Source organism: Salmonella sp. SJTUF14076 (genome assembly GCF_015534835.1).
Lineage (GTDB): Bacteria > Pseudomonadota > Gammaproteobacteria > Enterobacterales > Enterobacteriaceae > Salmonella > Salmonella enterica.
In genome coordinates this window covers 865,488-892,329 of the sequence record NZ_CP064674.1, presented here as the reverse complement: position 1 = coordinate 892,329, position 26,842 = coordinate 865,488, and the positions used below count along the sequence as shown (strand labels likewise).

28 protein-coding genes and 1 tRNA gene are annotated in these 26,842 nt (G+C 51.5%); 7 read left to right on the top strand and 22 right to left on the bottom strand.

Annotation, left to right across the window (positions count from 1 at the left end):
* The first annotated feature begins 94 nt into the window (after window positions 1–94).
* Window positions 95–1,324, top strand: coding sequence for an amino acid permease (locus tag HU143_RS04425; RefSeq protein ID WP_000036841.1), 1,230 nt, complete (start codon window positions 95–97; stop codon window positions 1,322–1,324).
* Between the two features lie 30 nt (window positions 1,325–1,354).
* On the opposite strand, the gene rcnR is transcribed toward HU143_RS04425, so the two are convergent.
* On the bottom strand, window positions 1,355–1,627 hold the full coding sequence (gene rcnR / locus HU143_RS04420; protein ID WP_000019953.1) for a Ni(II)/Co(II)-binding transcriptional repressor RcnR: 273 nt from the start codon (window positions 1,625–1,627) through the stop codon (window positions 1,355–1,357).
* A 121-nt stretch (window positions 1,628–1,748) separates the two neighbouring features.
* On the opposite strand from rcnR, the gene HU143_RS04415 reads away from it, so the two are divergent.
* Window positions 1,749–2,615 carry a nickel/cobalt efflux protein RcnA gene (locus HU143_RS04415; RefSeq protein ID WP_159307493.1) on the top strand — a complete coding sequence of 289 codons (867 nt, stop codon included), beginning with the start codon at window positions 1,749–1,751 and terminating at the stop codon, window positions 2,613–2,615.
* Between the two features lie 209 nt (window positions 2,616–2,824).
* On the opposite strand, the gene HU143_RS04410 is transcribed toward HU143_RS04415, so the two are convergent.
* The 10 genes from HU143_RS04410 to vapB all read right to left on the bottom strand — a co-directional run bounded on the left by HU143_RS04410 (window position 2,825) and on the right by vapB (window position 12,643).
* Complete coding sequence (locus HU143_RS04410; protein ID WP_023227731.1) at window positions 2,825–3,583, bottom strand: hypothetical protein; 759 nt, start codon at window positions 3,581–3,583, stop codon at window positions 2,825–2,827.
* On the bottom strand, window positions 3,570–4,082 hold the full coding sequence (locus HU143_RS04405) for a CaiF/GrlA family transcriptional regulator (RefSeq protein ID WP_000336260.1): 513 nt from the start codon (window positions 4,080–4,082) through the stop codon (window positions 3,570–3,572). Before HU143_RS04405 ends, HU143_RS04410 begins: the two co-directional genes overlap by 14 nt.
* 144 nt (window positions 4,083–4,226) lie before the next feature.
* Window positions 4,227–5,303, bottom strand: a complete 1,077-nt coding sequence (locus HU143_RS04400) for a fimbrial OM outer membrane protein (RefSeq protein ID WP_023227730.1) — start codon at window positions 5,301–5,303, stop codon at window positions 4,227–4,229.
* A complete protein-coding gene (gene stdC, locus HU143_RS04395) occupies window positions 5,300–6,043 on the bottom strand; it encodes a fimbrial biogenesis chaperone StdC (protein ID WP_000798491.1) in 744 nt (247 codons plus the stop codon). Before stdC ends, HU143_RS04400 begins: the two co-directional genes overlap by 4 nt.
* 40 nt (window positions 6,044–6,083) lie before the next feature.
* Window positions 6,084–8,573 (bottom strand): fimbrial outer membrane usher protein StdB, encoded by a 2,490-nt coding sequence (stdB, locus tag HU143_RS04390; protein WP_064441659.1) that lies wholly within the window; start codon window positions 8,571–8,573, stop codon window positions 6,084–6,086.
* A 119-nt stretch (window positions 8,574–8,692) separates the two neighbouring features.
* On the bottom strand, window positions 8,693–9,280 hold the full coding sequence (locus HU143_RS04385; protein ID WP_023227728.1) for a fimbrial protein: 588 nt from the start codon (window positions 9,278–9,280) through the stop codon (window positions 8,693–8,695).
* Window positions 9,281–9,998: 718 nt separating this feature from the next.
* Complete coding sequence (locus tag HU143_RS04380; protein ID WP_023227727.1) at window positions 9,999–10,631, bottom strand: YfdX family protein; 633 nt, start codon at window positions 10,629–10,631, stop codon at window positions 9,999–10,001.
* A gap of 46 nt (window positions 10,632–10,677) precedes the next feature.
* Complete coding sequence (locus HU143_RS04375; RefSeq protein WP_023227726.1) at window positions 10,678–11,214, bottom strand: STM3031 family outer membrane protein; 537 nt, start codon at window positions 11,212–11,214, stop codon at window positions 10,678–10,680.
* Window positions 11,215–12,017: 803 nt separating this feature from the next.
* Window positions 12,018–12,416 carry a tRNA(fMet)-specific endonuclease VapC gene (gene vapC / locus HU143_RS04370; RefSeq protein ID WP_000911337.1) on the bottom strand — a complete coding sequence of 133 codons (399 nt, stop codon included), beginning with the start codon at window positions 12,414–12,416 and terminating at the stop codon, window positions 12,018–12,020.
* Window positions 12,416–12,643, bottom strand: coding sequence for a toxin-antitoxin system antitoxin VapB (gene vapB / locus HU143_RS04365; RefSeq protein WP_000557545.1), 228 nt, complete (start codon window positions 12,641–12,643; stop codon window positions 12,416–12,418). The genes vapC and vapB overlap by 1 nt, the downstream gene beginning before the upstream one ends.
* Window positions 12,644–12,810: 167 nt before the next feature.
* On the opposite strand from vapB, the gene HU143_RS04360 reads away from it, so the two are divergent.
* Both HU143_RS04360 and HU143_RS04355 read left to right on the top strand, forming a co-directional pair.
* The gene (locus tag HU143_RS04360) at window positions 12,811–13,071 is read left to right on the top strand and encodes a hypothetical protein (RefSeq protein ID WP_023227725.1); all 261 of its coding nucleotides are present in this window, start codon (window positions 12,811–12,813) and stop codon (window positions 13,069–13,071) included.
* A 274-nt stretch (window positions 13,072–13,345) separates the two neighbouring features.
* Window positions 13,346–14,152 (top strand): DUF1460 domain-containing protein, encoded by an 807-nt coding sequence (locus HU143_RS04355; protein WP_010989071.1) that lies wholly within the window; start codon window positions 13,346–13,348, stop codon window positions 14,150–14,152.
* A 131-nt stretch (window positions 14,153–14,283) separates the two neighbouring features.
* Here the strand turns inward: HU143_RS04355 and HU143_RS04350 are convergent.
* A tRNA-Gly gene (locus HU143_RS04350) sits at window positions 14,284–14,357 on the bottom strand.
* Window positions 14,358–14,436: 79 nt separating this feature from the next.
* Window positions 14,437–15,195 carry an amidase activator ActS gene (gene actS, locus HU143_RS04345; RefSeq protein WP_000244318.1) on the bottom strand — a complete coding sequence of 253 codons (759 nt, stop codon included), beginning with the start codon at window positions 15,193–15,195 and terminating at the stop codon, window positions 14,437–14,439.
* Between the two features lie 264 nt (window positions 15,196–15,459).
* On the opposite strand from actS, the gene idi reads away from it, so the two are divergent.
* On the top strand, window positions 15,460–16,005 hold the full coding sequence (gene idi / locus HU143_RS04340) for an isopentenyl-diphosphate Delta-isomerase (protein WP_000133994.1): 546 nt from the start codon (window positions 15,460–15,462) through the stop codon (window positions 16,003–16,005).
* Between the two features lie 75 nt (window positions 16,006–16,080).
* Here idi and lysS read toward each other — a convergent pair whose 3' ends face one another.
* The 5 genes from lysS to xerD all read right to left on the bottom strand — a co-directional run bounded on the left by lysS (window position 16,081) and on the right by xerD (window position 22,183).
* Window positions 16,081–17,598 (bottom strand): lysine--tRNA ligase, encoded by a 1,518-nt coding sequence (gene lysS / locus HU143_RS04335; RefSeq protein WP_000003339.1) that lies wholly within the window; start codon window positions 17,596–17,598, stop codon window positions 16,081–16,083.
* 9 nt (window positions 17,599–17,607) lie between these two features.
* Window positions 17,608–18,706 (bottom strand): peptide chain release factor 2 gene (gene prfB / locus HU143_RS04330; RefSeq protein ID WP_010989230.1). Its coding sequence is split into 2 segments (ribosomal slippage): window positions 17,608–18,630 and window positions 18,632–18,706, totalling 1,098 coding nucleotides; the frame shifts between segments, so codons are not numbered across the junction.
* A gap of 104 nt (window positions 18,707–18,810) precedes the next feature.
* Complete coding sequence (gene recJ, locus HU143_RS04325; protein ID WP_023227724.1) at window positions 18,811–20,544, bottom strand: single-stranded-DNA-specific exonuclease RecJ; 1,734 nt, start codon at window positions 20,542–20,544, stop codon at window positions 18,811–18,813.
* A 5-nt stretch (window positions 20,545–20,549) separates the two neighbouring features.
* Window positions 20,550–21,263, bottom strand: a complete 714-nt coding sequence (gene dsbC / locus HU143_RS04320; protein WP_000745614.1) for a bifunctional protein-disulfide isomerase/oxidoreductase DsbC — start codon at window positions 21,261–21,263, stop codon at window positions 20,550–20,552.
* 23 nt (window positions 21,264–21,286) lie between these two features.
* Complete coding sequence (gene xerD / locus HU143_RS04315; RefSeq protein WP_000434302.1) at window positions 21,287–22,183, bottom strand: site-specific tyrosine recombinase XerD; 897 nt, start codon at window positions 22,181–22,183, stop codon at window positions 21,287–21,289.
* Between the two features lie 112 nt (window positions 22,184–22,295).
* On the opposite strand from xerD, the gene fldB reads away from it, so the two are divergent.
* Window positions 22,296–22,817 (top strand): flavodoxin FldB, encoded by a 522-nt coding sequence (gene fldB, locus HU143_RS04310; protein ID WP_001055885.1) that lies wholly within the window; start codon window positions 22,296–22,298, stop codon window positions 22,815–22,817.
* A 52-nt stretch (window positions 22,818–22,869) separates the two neighbouring features.
* Here fldB and HU143_RS04305 read toward each other — a convergent pair whose 3' ends face one another.
* Together HU143_RS04305 and sdhE are read right to left on the bottom strand one after the other, a co-directional pair.
* On the bottom strand, window positions 22,870–23,283 hold the full coding sequence (locus HU143_RS04305; RefSeq protein WP_000244755.1) for a protein YgfX: 414 nt from the start codon (window positions 23,281–23,283) through the stop codon (window positions 22,870–22,872).
* Complete coding sequence (sdhE, locus tag HU143_RS04300; RefSeq protein WP_000351186.1) at window positions 23,264–23,530, bottom strand: FAD assembly factor SdhE; 267 nt, start codon at window positions 23,528–23,530, stop codon at window positions 23,264–23,266. Before sdhE ends, HU143_RS04305 begins: the two co-directional genes overlap by 20 nt.
* A gap of 249 nt (window positions 23,531–23,779) precedes the next feature.
* Here sdhE and ygfZ point away from each other — a divergent pair, with 249 nt between their 5' ends.
* The gene (gene ygfZ, locus HU143_RS04295; protein ID WP_017441090.1) at window positions 23,780–24,760 is read left to right on the top strand and encodes a tRNA-modifying protein YgfZ; all 981 of its coding nucleotides are present in this window, start codon (window positions 23,780–23,782) and stop codon (window positions 24,758–24,760) included.
* An 82-nt stretch (window positions 24,761–24,842) separates the two neighbouring features.
* Here the strand turns inward: ygfZ and HU143_RS04290 are convergent, their stop codons facing one another.
* Window positions 24,843–25,829, bottom strand: a complete 987-nt coding sequence (locus tag HU143_RS04290; RefSeq protein WP_023226548.1) for an IS110 family transposase — start codon at window positions 25,827–25,829, stop codon at window positions 24,843–24,845.
* Between the two features lie 257 nt (window positions 25,830–26,086).
* Window positions 26,087–26,746 carry a PAQR family membrane homeostasis protein TrhA gene (gene trhA / locus HU143_RS04285; protein ID WP_000250289.1) on the bottom strand — a complete coding sequence of 220 codons (660 nt, stop codon included), beginning with the start codon at window positions 26,744–26,746 and terminating at the stop codon, window positions 26,087–26,089.
* Window positions 26,747–26,842: the final 96 nt, after the last annotated feature.

The following is a 26,842-nucleotide window of genomic DNA, read 5'->3' as shown; positions in this document are numbered from 1 at the left end:
CACGACATCCATCTGCTTAAAACGCCCCCAACTGACGCTATTTATGGTAAATTGCGCTTCTTTTTGTGTGTTTTATAGTTGATAAATTCAAATAATGTCTAAAATTTGGTCAAAAGATGAGACTCTCTGGAGTTTTGCATTATACGGAACGGCTGTAGGCGCAGGCACTCTTTTCCTTCCCATCCAGTTGGGATCGGCAGGCGCAATCGTGCTATTTATTACCGCGCTGGTCGCCTGGCCTCTGACATACTGGCCGCATAAGGCGCTGTGTCAGTTTATTCTTTCCTCAAAGACTTCTGCCGGTGAGGGAATTACTGGCGCCGTTACTCATTATTACGGCAAGAAAATCGGCAGTATTATTACCACGCTTTATTTCATTGCGTTTTTTGTCGTGGTATTAATTTATGCTGTGGCGATTACCAATTCCCTGACAGAACAATTAGCGAAGCATATTCAGATAGATATTCGCATCCGGATGGCAGTTAGCTTCGGCGTAGTACTTATCCTGAATATGATTTTCTTAATGGGAAGACATGCCACTCTTCGCGTAATGGGCTTTTTAGTCTTTCCACTTATCGCTTACTTCTTGTTCCTTTCGCTCTACTTAACCGGAAGCTGGCAACCCTCGTTACTGACCGGGCAGATGTCTTTGGATAGTCACACGTTGCACCAGGTATGGATTTCTATTCCGGTGATGGTTTTTGCTTTTAGCCATACGCCCATTATTTCGACGTTTGCCATCGACAGACGGGAAAATTTTGGCGATCAGGCCATGGATAAATGCAGAAAGATCATGAAGGTCGCCTATCTGATTATCTGCCTGAGCGTGCTGTTCTTTGTCTTTAGCTGCCTGCTCTCCATTCCGCCGTCATACATTGAAGACGCGCGCAACGAAGGCGTTACCATCCTTTCCGCGCTCTCGATGATGCCCAATGCGCCGGCCTGGCTCTCTATTTCCGGTATTATCGTTGCCGTCGTGGCCATGTCGAAATCTTTCCTCGGCACCTATTTCGGCGTCATCGAGGGCGCAACCGAAATGGTAAGAACCACCCTACAGCAGGTTGGCGTGAAAAAAAGCCGGGCGTTCAATCGCGCGCTGTCTATCATGCTGGTTTCCGGGATTACGTTTATTATTTGCTGTATTAACCCGAATGCCATCTCTATGATTTATGCCATTAGCGGCCCGCTCATTGCGATGATTCTGTTTATTATGCCCACGTTGTCAACGTACCTGATACCGGCATTGAAACCCTACCGTTCAGTAGGCAATTTCATTACGTTGGTCGTCGGTTTACTTTGCGTATCGGTGATGTTTTTCGGCTAAAGTAAAAGATAGCCGGGATATAACTCCCGGCTATTTTATATAAGAATCCAGCACCTTTAATATTACGTCCAGATCTTCTTCACGTCTGGCTTCATCACTCTGATGAACGATATGCTCGGTCAGATGCCCTTTAATAACCTCACGCATTAAGCCATTTACCGCGCCGCGAATCGCCGCGATCTGTTGTAACACGGCCGCGCATTCATGCGGTTCATCCAGCATTTTTTTTAGCGCTATCACCTGCCCCTGAATCTTGCTGGTTCTGGCTTTAAGCTTTTGTTTGTCCCGGATGGTATGTGACATTACAACACCTCACTAACATTAACGAATACAAATTATAGCATTACGATGCTACTGGGGGGTAGTATTCCATACTGGGGGGGAGTAGAATGACGCCCACATAAAACAACTAAGAATCATTCTCATGGGTGAATTTTCGACACTTCTTCAGCAAGGAAACGGCTGGTTCTTCATTCCCAGCGCCATTTTATTAGGTATTTTGCACGGGCTTGAACCAGGGCACTCCAAAACTATGATGGCGGCTTTTATCATTGCCATTAAAGGTACGGTTAAACAGGCTGTCATGCTCGGTCTGGCAGCAACGCTTTCTCATACCGCGATCGTCTGGTTAATCGCTCTGGGTGGGATGTATCTTAGCCGGGCATTCACCGCACAATCAGTGGAACCATGGCTGCAGTTAATTTCTGCGATTATTATTCTGAGCACCGCGTGCTGGATGTTCTGGCGGACATGGCGAGGCGAGCAGCAGTGGCTGGCGGGAAACCACCATCACGACCACCATCACGACCACCATCACGACCACGGCCATGACCATGACCATGACCATGACCATGACCATGACCATGACCATCATGGTCACATACATCCGGAAGGCGCAACGTCAAAAGCGTATCAGGATGCCCATGAACGCGCCCATGCTGCCGATATTCAACGCCGTTTTGATGGTCAAACAGTGAATAATGGACAGATCCTGCTGTTCGGCCTGACCGGAGGGCTTATCCCCTGTCCGGCTGCGATCACCGTTTTACTGATTTGTATCCAGCTTAAAGCGTTTACGCTGGGCGCCACGATGGTGCTGAGCTTTAGTCTTGGCCTGGCATTAACGCTGGTGACGGTAGGCGTTGGCGCGGCGATAAGCGTTCAACAGGCAGCAAAGCGCTGGAGTGGTTTTTCGACGCTTGCCCGGCGGGCGCCCTATTTTTCGAGCATTCTGATTGGTCTGGTCGGCGTGTATATGGGAATTCATGGCTATACCGGGATCATGCAGTAAATATGTAACGCTTCTGCTCAGGCCGTATCATTCACTTCGGGTTTCATTCCAGAAGCGTTTTTACTTATCAAACGGTATGAAAGGCCATACATTCAGCGTCCCGCCTGAATTCTGTATTTTACTCCACTACACCACAGGCAAAACATACCCCACCGCCACCGGGTTTAGCCGGAGTGTCAGTGTTTCTGGATAGGGTCGCCGGAGGCGGGTTATTGCGGAGCGATAAACGGAGTTCGCTGCAGTGATTTACAAAACCGGGTACCAAACAGCAGTTCCCGTAATCGGTTCCGCATTCCCAGCTTCACCAGTAACCGGTATTTGTCCTGCCAGATTTGCTTCTCCTGCGTATTCAGCCTTCCACACAACGCTGACAACCTTCCCCGTCCACGGTAAACTTCCTGAAGCAAGCGTAACTGGGCCAGGCTCACTCCGCATGCCAGTATCTCCCGGTGCATCAACTGATCCATATAGTTCATCAACCGCTTCGGATTGTTAAATATCGGCGGCACTTCCAGAAAGCCCGTCACCGGATCCGGAGATAACAAAAAGGCGTCCAGCGCTCCTGTCCTGCGCAGGCGTGCGCCCCCGGCCCACTGTTCATCCCGCCGCCCCCGGATAAGTATCTCCGCCAGTTCCTGCTCCAGCAGCGCCGGGATGCCGCCGTATACCTTCAGTACCACCCGGTCGCTGAAAAACAGCTCATCGCTGATAACCATAACCGGGTAGTCCGGCAGTATCTGTCTCAGGGAATAGAACAAAAAGAGATGTTCACGGGGACGCAGACACAGTATCAGTATGGCCTCCGGTTTCCGACGTAATTGCTGCAACAGAACAGGCAGCCTGTATGCGGTTTCACAGTTGCAGCCCGGCAGAAATCTTCGGACCAGGTGTGCCACGGCGATCGTCACCGGCCAGCAGTCACCGTAAACGATAATCTGCCGGGCCGGCATCCGGTTATGTTCCGTCATCCTCATCCTCCTTCTTTTTCAGGATCTTCCCCGCATTTCTGTTACTGCACAGCCGGTTCCACAGTTCATTTGCCATCGACCTGTCACCATTACCGACCCGGCGTTTTGATACCGGCGGCGGTCCGGCTTTTTCACGACGCGTGGACGGGGTGGGACTGTCAAGAACCCGGATAACATAAATCTCATAGCGTCGTGCTTTATTGGGCAGGGTCTGGTGACGGCAGATGCTGACCACCCGCGATGTTTTGCTTCGCAGATAGGCAATCAGGTAGCTGGCCCGTCTGGCCGTGATGTGAAACGCCTCTGCTATCTGGTTACGCTGAACCCAGTTCTGCTGCAACAGGCACCAGTGTGCCACGATGATATACAGGGGCTCGCCGGCATACTGGCGGACACTTACCGGAATAAAACAGGCATCATGGTTGGTCTGTCCGGGATAATGAATATCGTTACCAGGGGTAAGGTACTGCTTTTTTGCGTGTGTATTATCAGGGCACATAAAACCTCTCCATAACTGGGTAAATGATTTCCCGGAGGTGAAGAACAACTCTTAAATAGTATTTATTATTAATGTGTGTTTATTCGGGATTAGTTCCCCGATAACTCAGTCAGTTCTTTTATTTTTATTATCTGCCCCCCCCGATTAGTTATAGGTAACAGTAACGGGTATTGCAGCAGAAAACTTTCCTGTCTTTACACTTCCCCCCGGGGTCGGGGTTATTACTGCAGTATATACCTTTGACACATTACCGGTGACAGTTCCTGTAATAGTAATATCCCCCAGTACTTCTTGTTTATCAAAAGTAATCTCTTTTCCTTTATCATCTTTTATTGAAAGCCGGAGTCCATTAGGCTGACCTTTGTTGGGGCCATCCAGACTGACAAGATTCAGAGTTTGCCCGGTATCCTGTGTCAGCGCACCTTTCCCGAAGGTGATGGCCAGAGGGATCGTGAATTCCTGTCCCATAGCTGGTCGTAAAACCTGCCTGGCGATCACTGTAAAATTTGCCTGTCTGGTCTGTGAAGGTTCATAAGTCGTATAAATATGCCCAAAGTTGACCTGTAATGGAACAATGTCAACTTTACCCAATCCGTTTCTGAGAATTCTCACATTAAAACCAGATAAAACAAATCCGTTTTGTCTCAAAGAATAAGGAAAAGGTACAATATTTAAAACATTACTTATCCCCGTAAAAGCTGTAACTGCACTACTCTCTGAATATGCTTTTGTATATAAGAAATCCAGTGTTATCCTTACTTTTCGTTCTGTAGTTCCAACAGGTAGTTTTGTGCCAAACTCTTTTCGTAACTCATTTCCTGACTGAGTGCTCTTTATTTCATCCCAGGAGAACGAAACAACATTTGAAGCATTTTCTGTTTCTTTAACGGACATTCTGAATCCAAGTCCCATCGCATCTAGTGTCTGGGTAAATTTACTGAAGTAGCCCTGATTAAATACCAGCTGTGGAAATTGCGTGCCATATCCCATTGAACATTTGAAAACTGCATCCTGATTGATTGAATAGATAACCGAATCCGGGCCAGGTTTAAAATCATCGGTTGTCAAATTTATACTTCTTAAATTAATATTCTGACCAGAAGTGACTACACATTCATTTATACCTGGCTCAACCGCATACACTTTAGTCACACATAAAGAACACAACATCATCACCAGCACGGTCAGTTTTGTTTTCAGATTAAAAATCCATTCTGTCATGATGTTGCCCCTGCGTCCTTAAACGCGCAGTTCAGGGCATCGCAGGCGTAGCGGTTCATCTGCAGTCCACCGTAATCATCAATATACCCCACCCACAGCGTCCGGGTTTCTGCCGGCAGAACAGCCTTTAAAGGCAGGCTCCCCAGGGGCGGCACCATCACGCCCTCGCGGAAACCGCTGAGCCTGTGGCTGCGGTCTGCTCCCAGCCACGCCACAGTGATGTAGTACGGCGTCGGGTTTCTGAGGGTCAGGTGTCCCGCATTCCGCTCAGCGGTCAGCTTTCTTTCCGGCTGGTCATTGCTGCTTCTGATAATGGCTTTCGGACGGTAAAACAGTTTCAGCTGGCTCTGCATGGCCAGCTGCAGGACGTTGTCGTCTTCCGGCTTCGGGGGAACGCCCCGCACGTTAAACCAGAACAGCGTTTCCCTGTCCTGAGGGAGCTTATCTGTCAGCCCGCGAACCTGGGTGATGCGGACCTGGGATTTCTGTCCGGCATCAATACGCTGCAGCGGCGGCAGCGCCATCAGCGCATCGGTTCTCACCCCGTCAGCATCCGTCACCCAGGACTGCGCCAGGAACGGCGTGGTTTTGTCATCGTTATTCAGCGTGATGGCCACCGTTTTCTGTGGCGCATCCATGATAATACGGGTCCGGTCGACATTGACGGCCGCCGGGCTGCACTGGCTCCATGCTGCCGCCAGTGCGAGTAAAATCACACGGCTTCTTCTGCTGTTTTTCACCTGTTTTCTCCTTTAGTCCTGATCTATGACAGGGATATTTTTATCTGCAGGGCAGTAACAGCGGCCCCCGGCTGAGTGTCACCGTTTCCGGCAGGGTGAGCCTGCACTGCACCCGGCCATCCCAGGACACATTCAGGGTCCGGCGGTCTTCCCCGCTGAGACCTGTCAGGTAGGCCAGACCGTCATCTCCGACCATCCCCGCGGTTCTGCCGGTTTTCCCGGACACTACCAGAGCGCCAAACGGCGGACTGGCACCGTCCGCCAGCCGGATATGACCGAGCACCTGCTCCCCCTGGCTAGCGTCAATCTTCCGGTAGCCCACCGCGCCCTCCGTCAGCACCTGGCTGATGACGGAGCTGTTGACGTCCACGTCCTCCGGCAGGGAGGCCACATCAACCGAAATATCGCTGCGGCGGTAGTTGCTGCCGGCGCTCACCACGCCCACCCCGAAGCGGTTGGTCACCCCGCTGTTACCGTTCACCGGCACACCGGCCACGTCTCCGGTATCTATCATCATGCGGGGCTCATTCCCGGCCATCGACTGGCTGAAGGCGGCGCCGTGGGCGGTGGCCGTCACCGAGCCGTACCAGCTCAGGCCCAGGCTGCGGTACTGTCCGGGCTGCAGGGTGGCGTCCGCTGCCGCCTGGCCCCACGGCAGACGGCTCTGCACACTACCGCTGAAGCTGCTGTTGCTGCCGGTGTCATAACGGTTATGACCGGCGCTGATGTTCCATGTGGTGTCCGGGTTATGGAAATCGCTGTAATTCACGGTCTGCTGCAGGCCGCCCCGGTTATCTTTCTGTACGCTGTAACTCACCTGGCGGCTGTCTCCCCACGGGATACTGATGGTGGCGTAGACCTGGTTCTGGCTCCCCCCGCCGGTGTACTGGTTACGGGCAAACGACACCGAAGCCGAGAGTCCCTGAAGGTCGCCGAGACTGAACACCTTGTTGAGGCTGAGCATGTAGTTATTGTTGGACTGCGCATTCCAGTAATTGAGCCGGCTTACCGAGAGGGCCGCGCTCATGTTGAGTACCGGAACGGACTGGCTGTAAGTCACGGTGTAGCTCTGTTTTTCATGCCATGCATCGCCGCCGTCGGTGGCCCGACGCTGCAGGTACTCCGGCATGGAAAGAAAATGGCGGTCCGAAAAGCGGTATCCGACGAACGCCAGGGTACTGCCGGTTTTATCAAACGTTTTGGCATAGTTGATACGGTAGCTGTAACCGGACTGCTTCTGCCCATGCGGCAACCGCGCATCTGAGCGGGTGACGTCCGCAGACAGAGCGCCCAGCAGCCCCATATTCTGGCCGATCCCGAGCGCCGCGGACTGGTAGTCGCCGGTGGAAGCAATGAGGCCGCCATACAGCGACGTGTTGTTAAATGCTCCCCAGGTGGCCTCCCCGAGCAGAAAGTCAGGGCTGACCGTGCTGTTGTTATGCGTTCCGCCGTACAGCGGACGTCCGGCGGCCACCTTATAGCGAACCTGTCCCTGGCGTGCCATAAAGGGGACGCTGGCCGTGTTGACCTGCCAGGTCCGGACGCTGCCGTCGCTTTCCCGGACGCTGACATCCAGGTTGCCGCTGATATTCTGGCTCAGGTCGGGAAGCTCAAAAGGCCCCGGCGACACCCGGGTCTGGTACAGAATGCGGCCATTCTGGCTGACGGTAACCTGTGCATTACTGTTCGCAATGCCGCTGATTTTCGGGGCATACCCCTGAAGAGAGGGCGGCAGCATGCGCTCATCGCTGGCCAAAGTGAGCCCGGCAAAGCGGAAGGAGTCAAAAATAGCGGAGCTGAGGTACGTCTGTCCGAGCGTCAGTTTTGAGCGCAGTGCTGGCAGGGCACGGAACAGATACGTCTGCGGCAGATAAAAATCGGACTGTGATGCGCCCCGCCCACTGTCAAAACGGCTGTACTGATAATCGCTCCGCAACCGCCAGGCGCCGAGATTAAACCCGGCGGTGCCGTAGAGGCTGTAGCTGGTAGAGGTCTCTCCCTGCTGCGGCATATAGCGATTGGCCATCAGGCTGTAATCGAGCAGGCCGGCGGTGACGCCGTCGCTCCAGCGTGAAGGGGGCACCCAGTCCGGGTCCTGATAACGCATCCAGGCCTGGGGGATAATGAAGGTCAGACGCTGATTTTCAGCGCTGTACCGTACCTGACTGTCAGCGGAGCGCAGCTCAAGGCATTGCCCGTTCGGGATACCGGTAACGGGTTTCAGGCCATGAATAATCTTATCCTTAAGACCCAGCATGGCCACCATGTCTGTTGTCACACAGATGACGGCCGCGTCGCGTCCGGCAACCGGTACAACTCTGACCGGATACTGTTCCCGTACCGGCTGGTCATTGAGCCAGATATCGAGAATATAGTTACCGGGCGCCACATACCCCTCGCGGCTGAAGGCCGTGAGGTCCACGTTGGACAGGTTCCCGCTGTCCAGCAGGCTGGCATTGAACTCCGTGGCCTGCGACTTCAGGACGGAAAATGTCAGGGTAATCAGAATGGCAAGCCGGGTAATTTTCATGGCATGGCGCTTTCGTGTTGTCGTCCGTGTAACAGACAGCCCGCAGGCATGGTCAGATATAAAAGCCGTCCGAACCCCTCCGTGGACGGCTTCTCCCTGTCGTTATTTACCGCGTAAAATCACAGGTATTTCAGGGTGTAGGTGACAGATGCGGTGAAGTCACCGGGCGTGACGCCATTATCCAGTGCTATTAGCCGGGCATAGAAGTTGAGTTCGTTGTTTCCGGCCTGCAGTTGCTGAGCGTCGTCCTCCGGCATCTGGGTGTTGGGCTCGATAATTGCGGTGTTGTCACTCTTCAGTAGCTGGACACCAACATGCTGTGCGCTGCCGCTGGTGGTGTAAGCCTTTTTCGCGACATTGGCTCCGCCAGAGAAAGAGACGGTCACTTTAGACATTTTCCCTGCGGAGCCAGCAGGATTTGAACCTGCATCATTCGGATCGAAGGCGCAGTTCTGCAGATGAATAGTGAACGGTTTTGAGTCCGTGGTTGCATCGGCGGTATTCAGTTTACGGTAAGAAATCTGTCCAAACGGAACGGTGATCGCATCGTCACCCGGCGCGATATCACAGGGGGAGTTGGTGATGGTGCCAGTAAAGGTAATTTTACCTGAGCCGAACGGGCCTGCTGTTGGTGGATCGACTGCATATACAGAAGCGCCATACATCATACCGGCAGCCGCCATGGCAAGTATTATTTTATTACGCATAGATAATATGTCCTTTGGGTGAATGAGAATTATTTTGCAAAGGCTGAAAACAAATCTGAGGGTATTAATGAAAGCGTTCAGAAAAGATTCGCATGAATAATAAACGCCTGGTGTTAAACGAAGCACCTGAACTTTCCATCGAAAAATATTGATTTCAGCTAATGCCTAATCAGTTGTAAGAAAATTCTTATTCAAATTAAAACAATAAAAATAGATCGATACGATCGATGATTATGATCGTAATTTAAGAATAATCATCAAAGAAATACTTTTTAATGTAATTATAAGCGGGTGAATACCTAACAGACAGATATTCGCAGCGGACATGAAATATTTTGTAATATGTTATATGGAATGTATGTTTTGCTTTTCCATTACACTGGATATTTACAAAACATAATACTAATCATATATAACAATGAAATTACTGGTAGCATAAAAAACTGGATATAATGCAAGTAAAAGGCATTTAATTCCAAAACATTAACTTAATAAATCATTATGAACCATCATAAGTGGAAGGAATAAAAAATAATAAATGAAATGATATTCTTCTGTATTTGTGATGGGCATCACAATAGATATAAATGCAGGTACCCTGACATTTCTGAACTTCGCGGATGAAATTTAAAAACAATGCCGACAGCAAAGAACAAACTGGTAATAGCTGTCAGACATAATGCTGCCTGCTGTAATATATACAGCAGGCTGGGGGATATTAATGCGCGGCGTCGTGCTGCACGGGGGGCGTGGATGATTCCTGAACTGACTGAGAGTCTACAACTATGCCATCCTGAGCTGATTTCAGTAACAGACCTGCCTGATAGTATTTTCCTTCGTTCATCAAGGAAAGCGCTGTGGTCACATCCTTACGGGTTTGCTGAAGAGGAATGAGTTCCTGATTTTCAATAACACTGACGCCTGCTAGTTTCAGGGCCTCTATAGTCCCTTTTTTATCTCCTTCTTTCATTTTCTGGTTTGCTTTATTAATAGCATCATTTTTCTGGCCCGCAGGGAGATAATCTTCGGCTACCGTAATCGATGAATTTATCCGAATATAGTGGTCTCCTTCAACCGGGGCTTTTTTATCTGATTTGACATACAGCTTCCAGTCAGTGCTGTCATCGTTCAGGAGTTTTTCTGCTTGCGCAGCCAGTTGTTCCGCCTTTTGGGTGCGACCATTAAACAACTCGAATCGCGACATTCCGATATCACGCATGGCCTGCCAGGCCTGTCCGGATATCTTGTCATTATTCAGAGTAACGTTATCAGTCATGTTTGTTGCGGCCATAATATTTCCTGAAAACAGGATAACCATCAGCGCAACGCCTGGCATAATATGGCTTTTCATAATCCATCATCTCCACAAAGTAACATTTTTTATCGGATTATCCTATTCAGAACCGGTAACCCACGCCAAGATTAAAACCATTGCTATTAAGGCTTCCGCTGTTATGGGTAGCATCAAAATCCGCGCCCTCATAACCCAGAGTTATAGCGACATTACTGACCGGCGTATAAGCCACGCCAGCAGAATAACCATATCCGACCTTACTGTCAGACTCATTTACCCCGTGATCACGCTGATGCAATAATACGGGGCCCACTTGACTATACAGACTTAACTGGTTATTTATTTTCCATGAGGGGCCTGCAAGCAGGGAGTAATAACGGGTTGTTACACGACCATTACTGCTTTCATCGGAATAGCGCTGGCTTCCATTTAGCCAGGCAAATGAGGTTGTCAGCCCCCAGTCCGGTGACATTTCATAGTTGTTTGCCAGCCGAACCCCACGCAACGTCCCGGCGTGATTAGTATGGGACTGGGCGTATCCAAGTGAAAATGTACTGGCATTATCGTCTGCCCATACCGGACTGGCTGCAGCAGACAGCAGAACAATACCGGCACTTCCGGCTAATAGCATTTTGTTCATCTTCTTCTCTCCGGTTATTTTTACCTGATGCCTTACTGGCATGTATTAAGTTAAAATCTTTCCGTGATAACAAACTATAAATAAATCTTTTAAATTATGAGCGCTGTTACGCCAGCAAATATCTTTGTCTCCGGCTGTCGGGAAGCTATTCACGAAAATATATCCAGACCAGAAACAGTATTTAATAATAAATAAACTGAAAAATAAAAACTGACAAAAATAGAAGTTCACTGATATATACCCAAAATAATTTGAGTTGCTTAAAGGCGGCAAGGGAGTGAGTCCCCAGTAGCATAGATAATGATGTGACTGGGGTGAGCGACAATTCTGCCGGGAGCAGATTTGAACGTCGCGTGCGACGGCCCGTCAGGGCGAGGCCCATGGATGGACCGAGTAATCCGTAGCCAACACATAAGCAACTTGAAGTATGAAGGGTATATAACGGGAAAGAAGGCATATCGGCCTGGTAAATCAACGTCTGTGATTTAAGTTGCAGGAAACGGCTATGGAGAGGGGGGTGCGGCAGTTATCGGGCAGTAACGGCATTGTTCAGTGAGTATCCAGGAAAAAAAAGAAGGGAGCGGTACTCCCTTCGTAAACATGTCAGAATACGACATTTTGGTACTCTTTTATTTATTATCTGGCCGTAAAAGTTATGCTGTTGGCAGATATCTCCAGTCAACATAAAAAAATACCACCAGCTAAAAATGTGATGCAAACCACCATTAAGCAGGTAACCAAATTGACTGTGCCACTAAATCCGGAAAAGAGTTTGAATCCGGGGATAACATCTGATGCAGAAATTAGCACCAGTCTTCGATTCGGATACCCGGAATGCGTTCAAACTCGCGGAGATTGTTTGTGACGACGACCAGTCCGCGGCTACGGGCATGGCCAGCAATCATCTGGTCATAAGGCCCGACAGGTGTTCCCTTGCGGGCCAGTTCGGCACGGATTTGACCGGTATGTATCGCTGCCTGTGTATCGTAATCCAGAACCTCAAGGCGGGAGATAAATCCCTCCACGACGGCAAGATTACGCTCCGGCGCCAGGCTTTTTTCAGCACCGTAAATCAGCTCCATTAAGGTGATGGAGCTGATACACATTCGGGATGTATTGAGGTTGAAGCGTTCTCTGATGTGTTCGGGCTTATTTTTGATGGTGAAAATACAGGTATTGGTATCAAGCATGAATTTCAGCATCAGAATCCTTCCCGTTCCTGTACTGCGGGTTGTTCTCTGGTACTCATAAAATCAGTACTGGCGCCTTCGCCATCGAACCAGCTGTCCCAGGATTCTCCGACTGGAGTAATGATTCTGCTTCTACCAACCGCAATGATTTCGACATGTTTCACATCATCCGGAAAGGATATCGATTTAGGCAATCTGACTGCCTGGGTCCGGTTACTAAAAAAAAGTGTTGTGTGCATAACTGCCTCCTTTCTGGATATACAACGCGTATATCCATTATGAGTAGAGGCGATGTATATGTCAAAGAGATATACAGGAAAAAATAATCCAGTCACATGACGCGCACTCCGCAGGGCATCCTTGTCCGACTCCGGCATTTCTGAATACATCCAATGAAGGAAATACCATGCAAACAAGGCATAAAAAACATATGTGCCCATGGCTTCTGCCCGGTTTGCTCGGTCTGGCTCGGTGTGCGCCAGTACCGCATACTTACGCAGCCATCATTGAGGCAGGATTTTATCCGGAAGGTACAGATCTCCAGCTTGTTCTTAAGATAATTGAGACCGCGCGACAGGAAATCCGTCTGATGGACTATTCCTTCACCTCTTGGGAGGTGGTCCGGTTCGAACATTCAGTGAGTACAAAATTCTCCATGTCAAAGTGATCGTCAGCGACGACCGCCACACCGAGGTGGACGCGTCAGAATCGCTGATCGGACACGTCGCAATCTACACTCTGACTTATAAGCCAGCCTGAAGGGGCATGTTGGCTTTGACGATCAGGCAAAAAACAACGGCGAATAAAGTCGTATGATGATCTTCACATTTATCATCATCAGCGTTCATATTACTCAACCTGTAATCAACCTCTGGCGTTTTTCTGTATCCATCACAACCATTTCCGGTAAAGGTAAAAAAGGGATTTGAACCTTTCCGGAGATGATAATGAAGGTAAATGCATGGACAATTTTGCTTATGTCGGCGCATCTGACGGCCTGTGCCGTCCCTGGCACAGAAAAATATCAGACCAGCATGGACAGCGTTACGGCAGAAAAAATAAGCCGGATTATCCAGTCGGATGTCATTCCTTATAAAGGCGAAAACCATGGAGAAGTTATCAGCCGCGTATCGTCTGCTTTTCTCGGAACACCTTATCAGGCGGATACGCTCATCGGTGGGCCCGGCATCCCCGAAGTCCTTGTAGCGAATTTCAACGGCGTGGACTGCTTTACCCTGGCTGATTACGTTGAAGCCCTGGCCCGCAGCGATAATCAGAAATCGTTTCTGCATAATCTTGCCAGGACTCGCTACGCCGCGGGCAAAGTTGCTTATCTCAGCCGCCGGCACTTCTTCTCTGACTGGTTCGCCGCAGCACCGCGTAATGCACGGGATGTAACGCCGGATATCAGCCCTGATTATGTCGTTGTTGACAAGCAGCTTAACCATAAACCTGATGGCGGCGAGTACATTCCTGGTCTGGGCATCCATCCTCGTAAAATAAATTACATTCCCGGAAGAGCCATCAACCAGCAGGTCATGAACCACCTAAAAAACGGGGATTATATCGGTGTCTACTCCCCGCTTGACGGGCTGGACGTTTCACATGTGGGTATCGTAGTTCGCCATGATGAACAGGTGTGGTTCAGGAACGCCTCCTCATTGGCCGCAAACAGAAAAGTGGTGGACACACCGTTTATGGAATACATGCATTCCAGACCGGGCATCGTTGTGCTGCGGGCTGAATGATAAAGTCATTACCGGAGTCGCCAGCTGATAATAGCCGTCCGACATAGGTATTGAAACCCTGTGTACTGTGGGGCCGACACGGAAAATTGCTGTAAATTCGTGGTTTTAGTAAATACTAGAAGATATTTGTCTGGAGCGGGCGAAGGGAATCGAACCCTCGTATAGAGCTTGGGAAGCTCTCGTTCTACCATTGAACTACGCCCGCTTTGAGATGCGTAAGGCATTATAAACCTTACGCTCTGGTTGGCAAGAGACTTACTGGCTGACTGGCGATTAATTCGCCGTCAGCACTTCGGTTTACTCCCCTGCGGCGGCAGATAACGCAGCGGATCGATGGCCGTCGCCCGGTAGCGAATCTGGAAGTGTAGTCTTACGGATGCGGCATCCGTGCTGCCCATCGTAGCGATTTTTTGCCCCGCTTTAACGCTTTGTCCATTATTAACCAGCATGGTGTCATTATGAGCGTAAGCCGTAATGTAATCTTCATTGTGCTTAATCATGATGAGATTGCCGTAACCGCGCAGCTGGTTCCCGACATAGACAACTTTACCCGCTCCCGCCGCATAAACAGGCGTTCCGCGCGCGCCCGCAATATCGATCCCCTTATTTCCGCCCTCCGCGGTGGAATAAGGTAAAATCACTTTACCGTTAGCAGGCCATACCCAACAACGCTGCCCCACCGGCGGCCAGGAGGATTTTGGCACCGAAGATGACGGTCTGACCGCAGCAGTTTTTGTTGCTGTTTTATTGCTGGTTTTGCGTGTTGAACTGCTACTCTTTGCGCTGCCGCGCACTTTAATTCGCTGCCCCACCTCAATAGTATAAGGCGGAGAAATGCCATTCAGTCGGGCCAGTTCTTTCACGCTGGTTCCCGTAGCGCGCGATATACGATACAACGTATCACCGCGCTTAACGGTATAGACGGAGCCGGAATACGTTCCTGAGCCGGAATTACTGGAACACCCCGCCAGCAGCAGCCCTGCGCATAACAGCACCGCAATACCCAGGCTATTTTTGTTCAGGCGTCCTGCGCTCAAAACCATTCCTCACTCTATTGACAGACGCCTTATGATAGCAGCCAAATGCCGTATGCCCAATCCATTGACGCCGGAAAGGGGCCGCGTGGATGATGATGCCGCGAATATCCGATATGCCAGCATAATATCGAATCACGGCACAATGGCGCTCGTCTGCGTTCTGTCAGGGCCTGTTTTGGTAATGCCTTTCTTTCTGTTATGCGCTACGCTGATCGTCTGAGTATATGGCCTGGCCATGCTGCCGGGTCATTTTAATTTTCAGGAGCTTTCATGACTGAGGAACATGTCGTTTTATTGGATGAGCAGGATAAGCCTTCCGGCACACTGGAAAAGTATGCGGCTCATACGCTTAATACGCCTTTGCATCTGGCTTTCTCCTGCTGGCTATTTAACGAAGATGGTCAGTTGCTGGTAACACGACGGTCGCTGAGCAAGAAAGCCTGGCCAGGCGTGTGGACGAATTCGGTTTGCGGTCATCCGCAACAAGGCGAAACCACCGAAGAGGCGATCATCCGCCGTTGTCGGTTCGAACTCGGCGTGGAAATTACCGATCTCACCCCCGTCTATCCGCACTTCAGCTATCGAGCGACAGATCCAAACGGTATTGTGGAAAATGAAGTCTGTCCGGTATTTGCCGCGCGGGCAACCAGTGTGTTACAGGTTAACAGCGAAGAGGTGATGGACTATCAGTGGAGCGAATTTAAAAGCGTCTGGAAAAGCCTTCTCGCTACGCCGTGGGCATTTAGCCCGTGGATGGTCATGCAAGCGTCAGACGAACAAGCGCGTGAACGACTGCTCAATTACTGCCAGCGTTAAAGATTGCCTGATGGCGCTACGCCTGAACGAAGAGATGCCGGATGGCGGCTAATGCCCCATCCGGCAATTTACATCTTATTTCACCGGACGCATCGCCGGGAACAGAATAACGTCGCGGATCGTGTGGCTGTTAGTAAACAGCATCACCATACGGTCGATACCAATTCCCAGACCCGCTGTCGGCGGTAAACCGTGTTCCAGCGCCGTCACGTAGTCTTCGTCGTAGAACATGGCTTCGTCGTCGCCCGCCGCTTTTGCATTAACCTGATCCAGGAAACGCTGCGCCTGGTCTTCCGCATCGTTCAACTCGCTAAAGCCATTACCGATTTCACGACCGCCGATAAAGAACTCGAAGCGGTCAGTGATTTCCGGGTTCACATCATTACGACGCGCCAGCGGAGACACTTCAGCCGGATATTCGGTGATGAAGGTCGGCTGAATCAGATGCGCTTCAGCGACTTCGTCAAAGATCTCGGTGACGATACGGCCCAGACCCCAGCTCTTCTCGACGTGAATGCCGATGCTTTCAGCAATCGCCTTCGCGGAGTCGAAGTTGTCCAGATCAGCCATATCCGTTTCCGGACGATATTTCTTGATCGCTTCACGCATGGTCAGTTTTTCGAACGGCTTACCGAAGTCAAACACTTCATCACCGTACGGAACCTGGGTGGTGCCCAGAACATCCTGCGCCAGCGTACGGAACAGAGACTCAGTCAGCTCGATCAGGTCTTTGTAGTCCGCATACGCCATATAGAGTTCCATCATGGTGAACTCAGGATTATGGCGCACGGAGATGCCTTCGTTACGGAAGTTACGGTTAATTTCGAATACGCGTTCGAAGCCGCCAACCACCAGACGCTTGAGGTACAGTTCCGGCGCGATACGCAGGTACATGTCCAGATCCAGCGCGTTGTGATGGGTGATAAACGGACGGGCAGACGCGCCGCCTGGGATCACCTGCATCATCGGCGTTTCGACTTCCATAAAGCCGCGAGCAACCATAAACTGGCGAATACCGGCCAGGATCTTCGAACGGGTTTTGAAGGTGTTACGGGATTCATCGTTAGAGATGAGATCCAGATAACGCTGGCGATAGCGCGCTTCCTGGTCCTGCAGGCCGTGGAATTTATCCGGCAACGGACGCAGCGCTTTCGTCAGGAGGCGCAGTTCGGTGCAGTGGATAGACAGCTCGCCGGTTTTGGTTTTGAACAGCTTACCTTTCGCGCCGAGGATATCGCCAAGATCCCACTTCTTGAACTGCTCGTTGTAAACGCCTTCCGGCAGATCATCGCGCGCCACATACAGCTGAATGCGGCCGCCTACGTCTTGCAGGGTAACAAAAGAGGCTTTACCCATAATACGGCGAGTCATCATACGGCCCGCGACGGACACTTCAATATTCAGCGCTTCCAGTTCTTCAGCTTCTTTCGCGTCAAACTCTGCGTGCAGTTGGTCTGAGGTACGGTCACGACGGAAATCGTTCGGGAACGGGATACCCTGCTCACGCAGTGCAGCCAGCTTCTCGCGACGTGCCTTCATTTCATTGTTAAGATCGACTACCTCGTCAGCGCCCTGTGCGTTTTGTTCAGACATGTTGATTCCTCATAGCCCTGCTTTCAAACTTGCTTCGATAAATTGATCCAGACTACCGTCCAGTACCGCCTGTGTATTGCGGGTTTCCACCCCAGTACGCAGGTCTTTAATGCGGGAATCGTCCAGGACATAGGAACGAATCTGGCTTCCCCAGCCGATATCGGACTTAGTGTCTTCCATCGCCTGTTTTTCAGCGTTCTTTTTCTGCATCTCCAGTTCATAAAGCTTCGCTTTCATCTGCTTCATGGCTTGGTCTTTGTTTTTGTGCTGCGAACGGTCGTTCTGGCACTGCGTCACAATCCCGGTGGGAATATGGGTGATACGCACTGCGGATTCCGTACGGTTAACGTGCTGACCGCCTGCGCCAGACGCGCGATAGACGTCGATACGCAGATCCGCCGGGTTAATGTCGATATCGATATCGTCGTCCACTTCCGGGTACACAAACGCGGAGCTAAACGAGGTATGACGGCGACCGCCGGAGTCGAACGGGCTTTTACGCACCAGACGATGTACGCCGGTTTCAGTGCGCAGCCAGCCATAGGCATATTCGCCGGAGATTTTGATAGTCGCGGACTTAATGCCGGCGACTTCCCCTTCCGACTCTTCAATGACTTCTGTCTTGAAGCCGCGCGCTTCCGCCCAACGCAGATACATACGCAGCAACATGCTGGCCCAGTCCTGCGCTTCAGTACCACCAGAACCGGCCTGAATATCGAGATAGCAATCGGCGCTATCGTACTCGCCGGAGAACATCCGGCGGAATTCTAACTGCGCCAGCTTCTCTTCCAGCGTATTCAGCTCCGCGACGGCTTCGTTAAACGTCTCTTCGTCGTCAGCTTCTACCGCCAGTTCCAGCAGCCCGGAAACGTCGTCCAGCCCCTGAGTCATTTGATCAAGCGTATCGACGATCGCTTCGAGCGATGAACGCTCTTTTCCCAGCGCCTGCGCGCGCTCAGGTTCGTTCCAGACATCCGGCTGTTCCAGCTCGGCGTTTACTTCTTCCAGACGCTCTTTCTTAGCATCGTAGTCAAAGATACCCCCTAAGAACGTTGGTGCGTTCCGTGAGGTCCTGAATGCGGTTATTCACCGGGTTAATTTCAAACATGGTCTGATTTCTTTTATTTGACTTGTCAAAATGCGGTTATAAGGGCGAAATATTAGCGGATTTCGCCCCTTAATTACAGCGAAAGTGTTGTTAAATCGCCCCGATCATAGCGGCCAAATATCATCGATAATAATCTGTAAACTACGGTTGCCGCGAAACTCGTTAATGTCCAGTTTATAAGCCAGTTCTACCTCCCGCACGCCGTTATCCGGCCAACAGGTCGTATCAATATTAAATGCGATGCCATCCAACAGCGGGCCACCGCCGACAGGCTCCACCATCACCTTGAGGTGACGCTCGCCCACCAGACGCTGCTGTAGCAGACGGAAACGACCATCGAATAACGGTTCCGGGAACATTTGCCCCCACGGTCCGGCATCCCGCAACAGTTGCGCCACTTCCATAGACATCTCCGCCGCGCTTAATGGACCATCGGAGATCACCTCGCCTTGCAACAGGGCAGGATCGAGCCATTCCGTCACCAGCTCGCCAAAACGTTGCTGAAACTGCTCGAATTTATGCTCTTCCAACGACAATCCCGCCGCCATCGCATGACCGCCGAACTTGATCATCAGATCAGGGTAAAGGGTATCCAGCCGTTCCAGCGCATCGCGCATATGCAGCCCCTGAATCGATCGGCCTGAGCCTTTTAGCGTGCCGTCGCCCGCAGGCGCAAAGGCGATCACCGGGCGGTGAAAACGCTCTTTAATGCGCGACGCCAGAATTCCGACCACGCCCTGGTGCCATTCAGGATGATACATCGCCAGACCGCCCGGAAGCGTTTCACTACTGCGCTCAAGCTTTTCGCACAGGATAAGCGCTTCCGCCTGCATCCCCTGCTCTATTTCTTTGCGCGTCTGGTTAAGCGCATCCAGCTCGCTGGCCAGAACACGCGCTTCGCCGAGGTTGTCGCACAACAGTAACGCCACGCCAACGGACATATCATCCAGCCTGCCGGCGGCATTCAGGCGAGGCCCCAACGCGAAGCCTAAATCACTGGCGGCAAGCTGCTGCGGATCGCGATTCGATATCTCCAGCAACGCTTTAATTCCCGGACGGCATTTCCCGGCACGAATACGACTTAGCCCTTGCCAGGTCAGAATACGGTTGTTGGCGTCCAGCGGCACAACGTCTGCTACCGTTCCCAACGCCACTAAATCCAGCAGCTCCGCCAAATTCGGCGGCGCAATGTTGCGCTCGTCGAACCATCCTTTGTCGCGCAAAAATGTTCGCAACGCCAGCATCAGGTAAAACGCCACGCCGACGCCCGCCAGCGACTTAGACGGGAATTCGCAGTCGCGCAGATTGGGATTAATAATCGCTTCGGCATCCGGCAACGTGTCGCCTGGCAGGTGGTGATCGGTCACGATCACCGGAATCCCCAACGTCTTTGCATGCGCTACGCCGGCGTGGGATGAAATGCCGTTGTCTACGGTGACGATAAGCTGCGCGCCGCGCGCCTTCGCCTGATCGACCACTTCCGGGCTTAAACCGTAGCCGTCTTCAAAGCGATTAGGCACCAGATAACTGATATTGTCACATCCCAACGCACGCATTCCCAATACGCTTAGCGCAGTACTGGTCGCGCCGTCGGCGTCAAAATCGCCAACAACAATAATGCGGGTACCTTCGCGAAAGGCGTGGTAGAGGATCTCCACCGCGTTATCTATGCCGCTAAGCTGTTGCCAGGGCAGCATTCCTTTCACGCTGCGCTCCAGTTCGCGGGCGCTACGAACGCCCCGGCTGGCATATAAACGTCGTAGTAATGGAGGAAGATCGGCGGGGAGTTCCGCCGCCTCATCAGCCTCACGCCGACGAAGTTGTCTCTGTTGTTTCACGCGTATTATTTACCACTGGTCTGTTTTTGATGCTCATCAAGAAACGCTTTCATCTCTTTCGGTCCCTGATAGCCAGGCACCACATAGCCGTTACTCAATACAATGGCTGGCGTACCGCTAACGCCCAACTGCACGCCTAACGCATAGTGATCAGCAATGTTCACGTCACAGCTTGCCGGTTTCACGCCCTTACCTGCCATGGCGTCATCAAACGCTTTGTTTTTGTCTTTGGCGCACCAGATAGATTTCATATCCTGCTCCGCCTGGCTTTCCAGCCCCTGGCGCGGGAAGGCCAGATAACGTACCGTGATCCCCAGCGCGTTATAATCTTTCATCTCTTCATGTAGCTTATGACAATAGCCGCAGGTGATATCGGTAAAAACAGTAATGACATGTTTCTCATCCGGCGCTTTATAGACGATCATCTCTTTTTCCAGCGCATTTAGCTGGCTCATCAGCAGTTTGTTCGTCACGTTTACCGGATGCGCGCCGCTCACGTCATACATCGGCCCTTGAATAATATGTTTGCCATCGTCAGTGACGTACAGTACGCCGCTGTGAGTGAGGACGGTTTTCATCCCTGCCACTGGCGAGGCCTGAATTTCCGTACTCTGAACGCCCAGCTTAGCCAGCGACTGACGGATAGCCGCATCATCCGCATGGGCCACGCCTGAAAACGCCGCCGCCAGTAAAGTGAACATCATAAAACGCTTTTTCATAAACTATCCTTTCCTGTCAGCACTCATGCCCGCGGATGGTGCTGTTGATGAAGTTGACGCAAACGCTCCGTTGCGACATGCGTATAAATTTGTGTCGTCGAAAGATCGCTATGCCCAAGTAGCATTTGTACAACGCGCAAGTCGGCGCCGTGATTCAGCAAATGCGTGGCGAAAGCGTGACGTAAAACATGCGGCGATAGTTTTTCGCTATCGATTCCAGCCAGTACCGCATAATGTTTAATACGGTGCCAGAAGGTCTGCCGCGTCATCTGCTGCGCACGCTGACTGGGGAATAATACGTCAATCGATACGCCATTGAGTAACCAAGGACGCCCATGCTCCAGATACGTTTCCAGCCAATATACCGCCTCTTCGCCTAACGGCACCAACCGCTCTTTATTACCTTTACCGATAACCCGCACCACGCCCTGCCGCAGACTGATATCGCTCATTGTCAGCCCCACCAGTTCCGACACGCGCAAACCGGTGGCATACAGCACTTCCAACATAGCTTTATCGCGCAACTCCAAAGGTTGATCAATAAGCGGCGCCTGCAAGAGCCGCTCAACCTGCGCCTCGCTAAGGTCTTTCGGTAAACGCTGCGGAAGCTTAGGCGAGGCCAACTGCGCGCTCGGATCATCCTCACGATACTTTTCACGGTACAGATGCTGGAAAAAGCGCCGCATAGCGCTTAACAGGCGTGCGGAGCTGGTCGCTTTGTATCCGCCCTCCACCCGTTCAGCCAATAGCGTTTGTAAATCATCAGCCTGCGCCGTCGCAAGCGTTTTTCCGCGATGATGCAACCACGCAACGACCATCGATAAATCGCGACGATACGCGCTTAATGTATTTTCCGCCAGATTTCGTTCCAGCCACAGGGCATCCAGAAACTGCTCAATACGCGCTAAATCCTGTTCCATTCGCGCTCCCCACTTCACGCTGACTTTGGGTGCATTATGCCTCATTGTGCCGTGAATGCAGCGATTCTGTTACACTACCCGCAACGCTATAGCAGAATCGAGATGTAACGTAATGAACATGGGTCTTTTTTACGGTTCCAGCACGTGCTACACCGAGATGGCCGCAGAGAAAATTCGCGATATCCTCGGCCCGGAGCTGGTGACATTACATAACCTTAAGGATGACGCCCCCGCCTTAATGGAGCAGTACGACGTGCTCATTTTAGGCATTCCCACCTGGGATTTTGGCGAAATTCAGGAGGACTGGGAAGCCGTCTGGGAGCAACTGGACGATCTCAATCTGGAAGGCAAAATCGTTGCGCTTTACGGTATGGGCGACCAGCTCGGCTACGGTGAGTGGTTCCTGGATGCGCTGGGTATGTTGCATGACAAACTTGCCCTCAAAGGCGTTAAATTTGTCGGCTACTGGCCCACAGAAGGCTACGAATTTACCAGCAATAAACCGGTCATTGCGGATGGGCAACTGTTTGTCGGCCTGGCGCTGGATGAAACGAACCAGTACGATCTCAGCGATGAGCGTATACAGACCTGGTGTGAACAAATTCTCGGCGAAATGGCCGAACACTACGCCTGAAGCCTTACTCGCTGTATTTCCCTCTCGACGGAACCGCGTTTACGCCGTTCCGTCAGTGTTGGCCTGATATCGGCTGCTGTAACAGTATCCGACGCAACTCACGCCATTCCGCTTCTTCCATGCTATCCGCCGCCAGCCATAAATGCTGATGACGTCCAGACTCTGCGCGTAAACGCAACACCATCCCGCTCTTCAGTAACCAGGGCGGATGCAAGAGCGTCCAGTCCTGCCCCTGCCAGCGTAAGCGCCCGTCCATGAGTAGCTTGATCTCTCCCTGACAGGTATTAATCCTGCGCTGGCTACGTACACAGTCAAACACGACCAGCGACAGTAGTATCATCCATAACGGGGTATAACTCAGCGGCCAGGGCATCAATAAAATCACCGCGGCAACCAGCCCATGAATGAGCAATGAGATCCACTGAGCGCGCCATGAGACGCGTAAATCAGATTGCCACAGGACCACGTTCCCGATTCCGTGTCTGAATGAGTCGGACCATCTGTTCCAGTTCAGCGTCAGCCGGTTTACCGTGATTCATTAACCAGTTAAATAAATCCGGGTCATCACTCTGCAACAAACGGACAAAAATACGCTTTTCTTCATCACTTAAACTATCGTACTCATGTTCAAAAAACGGCATGATGGAAATATCAAGTTCGCGCATACCGCGACGACATGCCCAGTGAATACGTGCTTTATTGTGAATATCCATGTTCTTCCTGCCTCGCGAAAATGAAGTACCGGGCTATTGTAACGTGTTTTTGGCGTTGTTTTACGGGAATCTCAGTAATCTGGAACGCGATCGCGAAATAAAAGGCTGGGAATCAATACGTTCATCCGTTTTGGATACCGCCTCGCAAAACGATCAATCCGCTCTCAATGGGCTATTTAAAGCACTTGCAATGACCGATGGCTCTTTTACCATTAACCATTATTGTTGCAGCTAACCAGGACATTATTTATGGCTTTTATCTCCTTTCCACCACGTCATCCTTCATCGTCAGCCCGCCTGCCGCTGACGCTGATCGCGCTTGACGACTGGGCGCTGTCGACCATTACCGGCGTAGACAGTGAAAAGTATATTCAGGGCCAGGTCACCGCTGACGTAAGCCAGATGACTGAACAGCAACACCTTCTCGCCGCCCACTGCGATGCTAAAGGTAAGATGTGGAGCACTCTGCGCCTGTTCCGTGAGCGCGACGGTTTCACCTGGATTGAACGCCGTAGCGTGCGTGAAGCGCAATTAACGGAGCTGAAAAAGTACGCCGTATTTTCCAAAGTGGTCATCGCGCCGGATGACGAACGCGTATTGCTTGGCGTGGCAGGTTTTCAGGCCCGCGCGGCGCTGGCTAATGTCTTTAGCGTACTGCCCAATAGCGAAAATCAGGTGGTCAGAGACGGCGCCTCCACGCTGCTATGGTTTGAACATCCTGCGGAACGATTCCTGCTTGTCACCGATGTCGCGACGGCCAACATGTTAACGGAGAAGTTACATGGCGAAGCCGAACTGAATAACAGCCAACAGTGGCTGGCATTGGATATTGAAGCAGGCATTCCGGTGATTGACGCGGCGAACAGCGGTCAGTTTATCCCCCAGGCGACTAACCTACAGGCGCTGGGCGGCATCAGCTTCAAGAAAGGCTGCTACACCGGACAGGAGATGGTCGCACGGGCAAAATTCCGCGGCGCCAATAAACGCGCGCTTTGGTTGCTGGCGGGCAAAGCCAGCCGGGTACCGGAAGCAGGAGAAGATCTGGAGCTACAGATGGGCGAGAACTGGCGTCGTACCGGCGCTATTCTGGCGGCGACGCAGTTGGACGATGGTCAGTTACTGGTTCAGGCCGTCATGAATAACGATTTAGAAGCCGAAAGCGTCTTCCGCGTTCGCGACGATGCCAACACCCTGCATATCGTCCCGCTGCCCTACTCGCTGGAAGAGTGATATCACGTTAAAAGCCGGATAGCCTGATAGCGCAACGCCATCAGGCTCGCACGTGCTGTTCTCGTAGCTACCGTCTTGAACGTCAAGCGGTAGCTACATAATTTTCATCCCACGGAAGCCGCGTTTTCAACACGCCGAAGCATAAATGTACCAGTTTGCGCATCACAGCTCCCAGCGCGGCTTTCTTCGCCTTGCCCTTTGCGACCAGCCTTTCATAGATAGCCTTCGCCTGTTTGTTCCAGCGGCTCGCGGTCAGCGCTGCAACGTACAGCTTAGCCCGCACTCCTGACGGTCCTGTTTTTGACATATGTGGTCTGCCACGCACTGAGCTCCCCGACGTTTTCTCTACCGGTGTCAGTCCCAGATAGGCCGCCACCTGTGAGGCGCTTTTGAACGTCCCGTCTTTCAGCAACGCCAGCATCTCCCGCCCGACCTGATCTTTCACTCCCTTGATTGATTTCAGTAACTCGAGATCAGCCTTCAGCCCCGGATCGTTATCCGTATGATCGGTTATCAGCTTCTCTATCCGGGCCAGTTCCTCGTTCAGCCAGCTCTTTGTTCGCTCAAGTGAACGGATGACCTCCTGTGGTGTGGATGTGGAATTCGCTTTTTCCAGCCGGTTCACCGTACGCTGTACATCCTCTCTCAGCGCATCCCGCTGGCGCAGCAATGCCCTCAGCTTACGTACTTCAGGCGAAGGAGGAACCCAGACAGCCGGGGACTTCAGCTCGCCATAACAGGCCAGCACGAAGGCATCGACAGCATCATTCTTGTTGAGGATATCCATCCCGTGGGCAAATTCGCGGACACGACAGGGGTTGGCCATGCAGACGCTGACACCGGCCTCATGCAGGCCATACGCCAGATTTTCATGGTAAATACCCGTCGCTTCCAGTACGACAGTCACGCTTTCAGGAACACATTTTTGTGCGTTCAGCCAGTCGATAACTTTACGGGCAACGGCGGGTTCGTTAGTCAGAACCTTGTGCTTTTTTTTACCGCCGGGGCCGGCAGTAAGCAGACAAAGATCGATTTTATTTTTACTGACATCAATACCGAGAGTACACACAGAACACCTCCTTTCACCTGAGCCAACACGCCATTCCAGCCTTGTACATACGAAGTCAACGCTTCTGGTTACCGTTCGGATTTTGAGTGACGTGAAAGGTGAAACGGGAGGCTTAAGCTACATCGGAAGCTCAGAGTCTTCAGGCCGGATACAAGCTTCTCCCGTTTCAGATAGCTGACAGCTAATCAGCTATCTGTTCAGGATACAAGGCCGGATAAGGTGCGACAGCGCCGCCATCCGGCACCGGCATCCGGGAATTATGCCTGTCCCACATACAAATAGATGGCCAGGAAATGGCACACGCTGCCGCCCAGCACAAAGCCATGCCAGATGGCGTGGTTATAAGGTATGCGTTTGCAAACATAGAAAATTACGCCCAGCGAGTAAACGACGCCACCTACCGCTAGCAGCGTCACGCCGCCTATCGCCAGCTTAATCGCCAACTGATAAACCACTATCAGCGACAGCCAGCCCATTGCCAGATACGTAACCAGTGAAAGCACTTTAAATCGGTGCGCAATCGTCAACTTGAAGAGGATACCGAATAGCGCCAGGCTCCAGATCACAATCATTAGTCCGCGCGCCAGCGGCGAATCCAGACCTACCAGCAGAAATGGCGTATAGGTTCCGGCAATGAGCAGATAGATAGCGCAGTGATCAAATTTCTTTAACCAGATTTTTGCCCGCTGATGAGGAATGGCATGATAAAGCGTTGAGGCAAGAAAAAGCAGGATCATGCTCCCGCCATATAAACTGTAGCTGGCGATAGCCGTCATACCCGCATTCGCCTCTACCGCCTGAACCAACAACAGCACCAGGCCGACAATACCAAATACCAATCCAATGCCGTGGCTAATACTGTTGGCGATTTCCTCAGCCAGCGAATATCCCTGCGTCATTAATGGTTTTTGCACCATAACTTACTCCGGAGAAACGTTCATAACGATGAACTGCACCTCTAGCGTAACTGAGAATGGTTCCAGTGAACACATGTTAGCTAAAATAAATTCGCA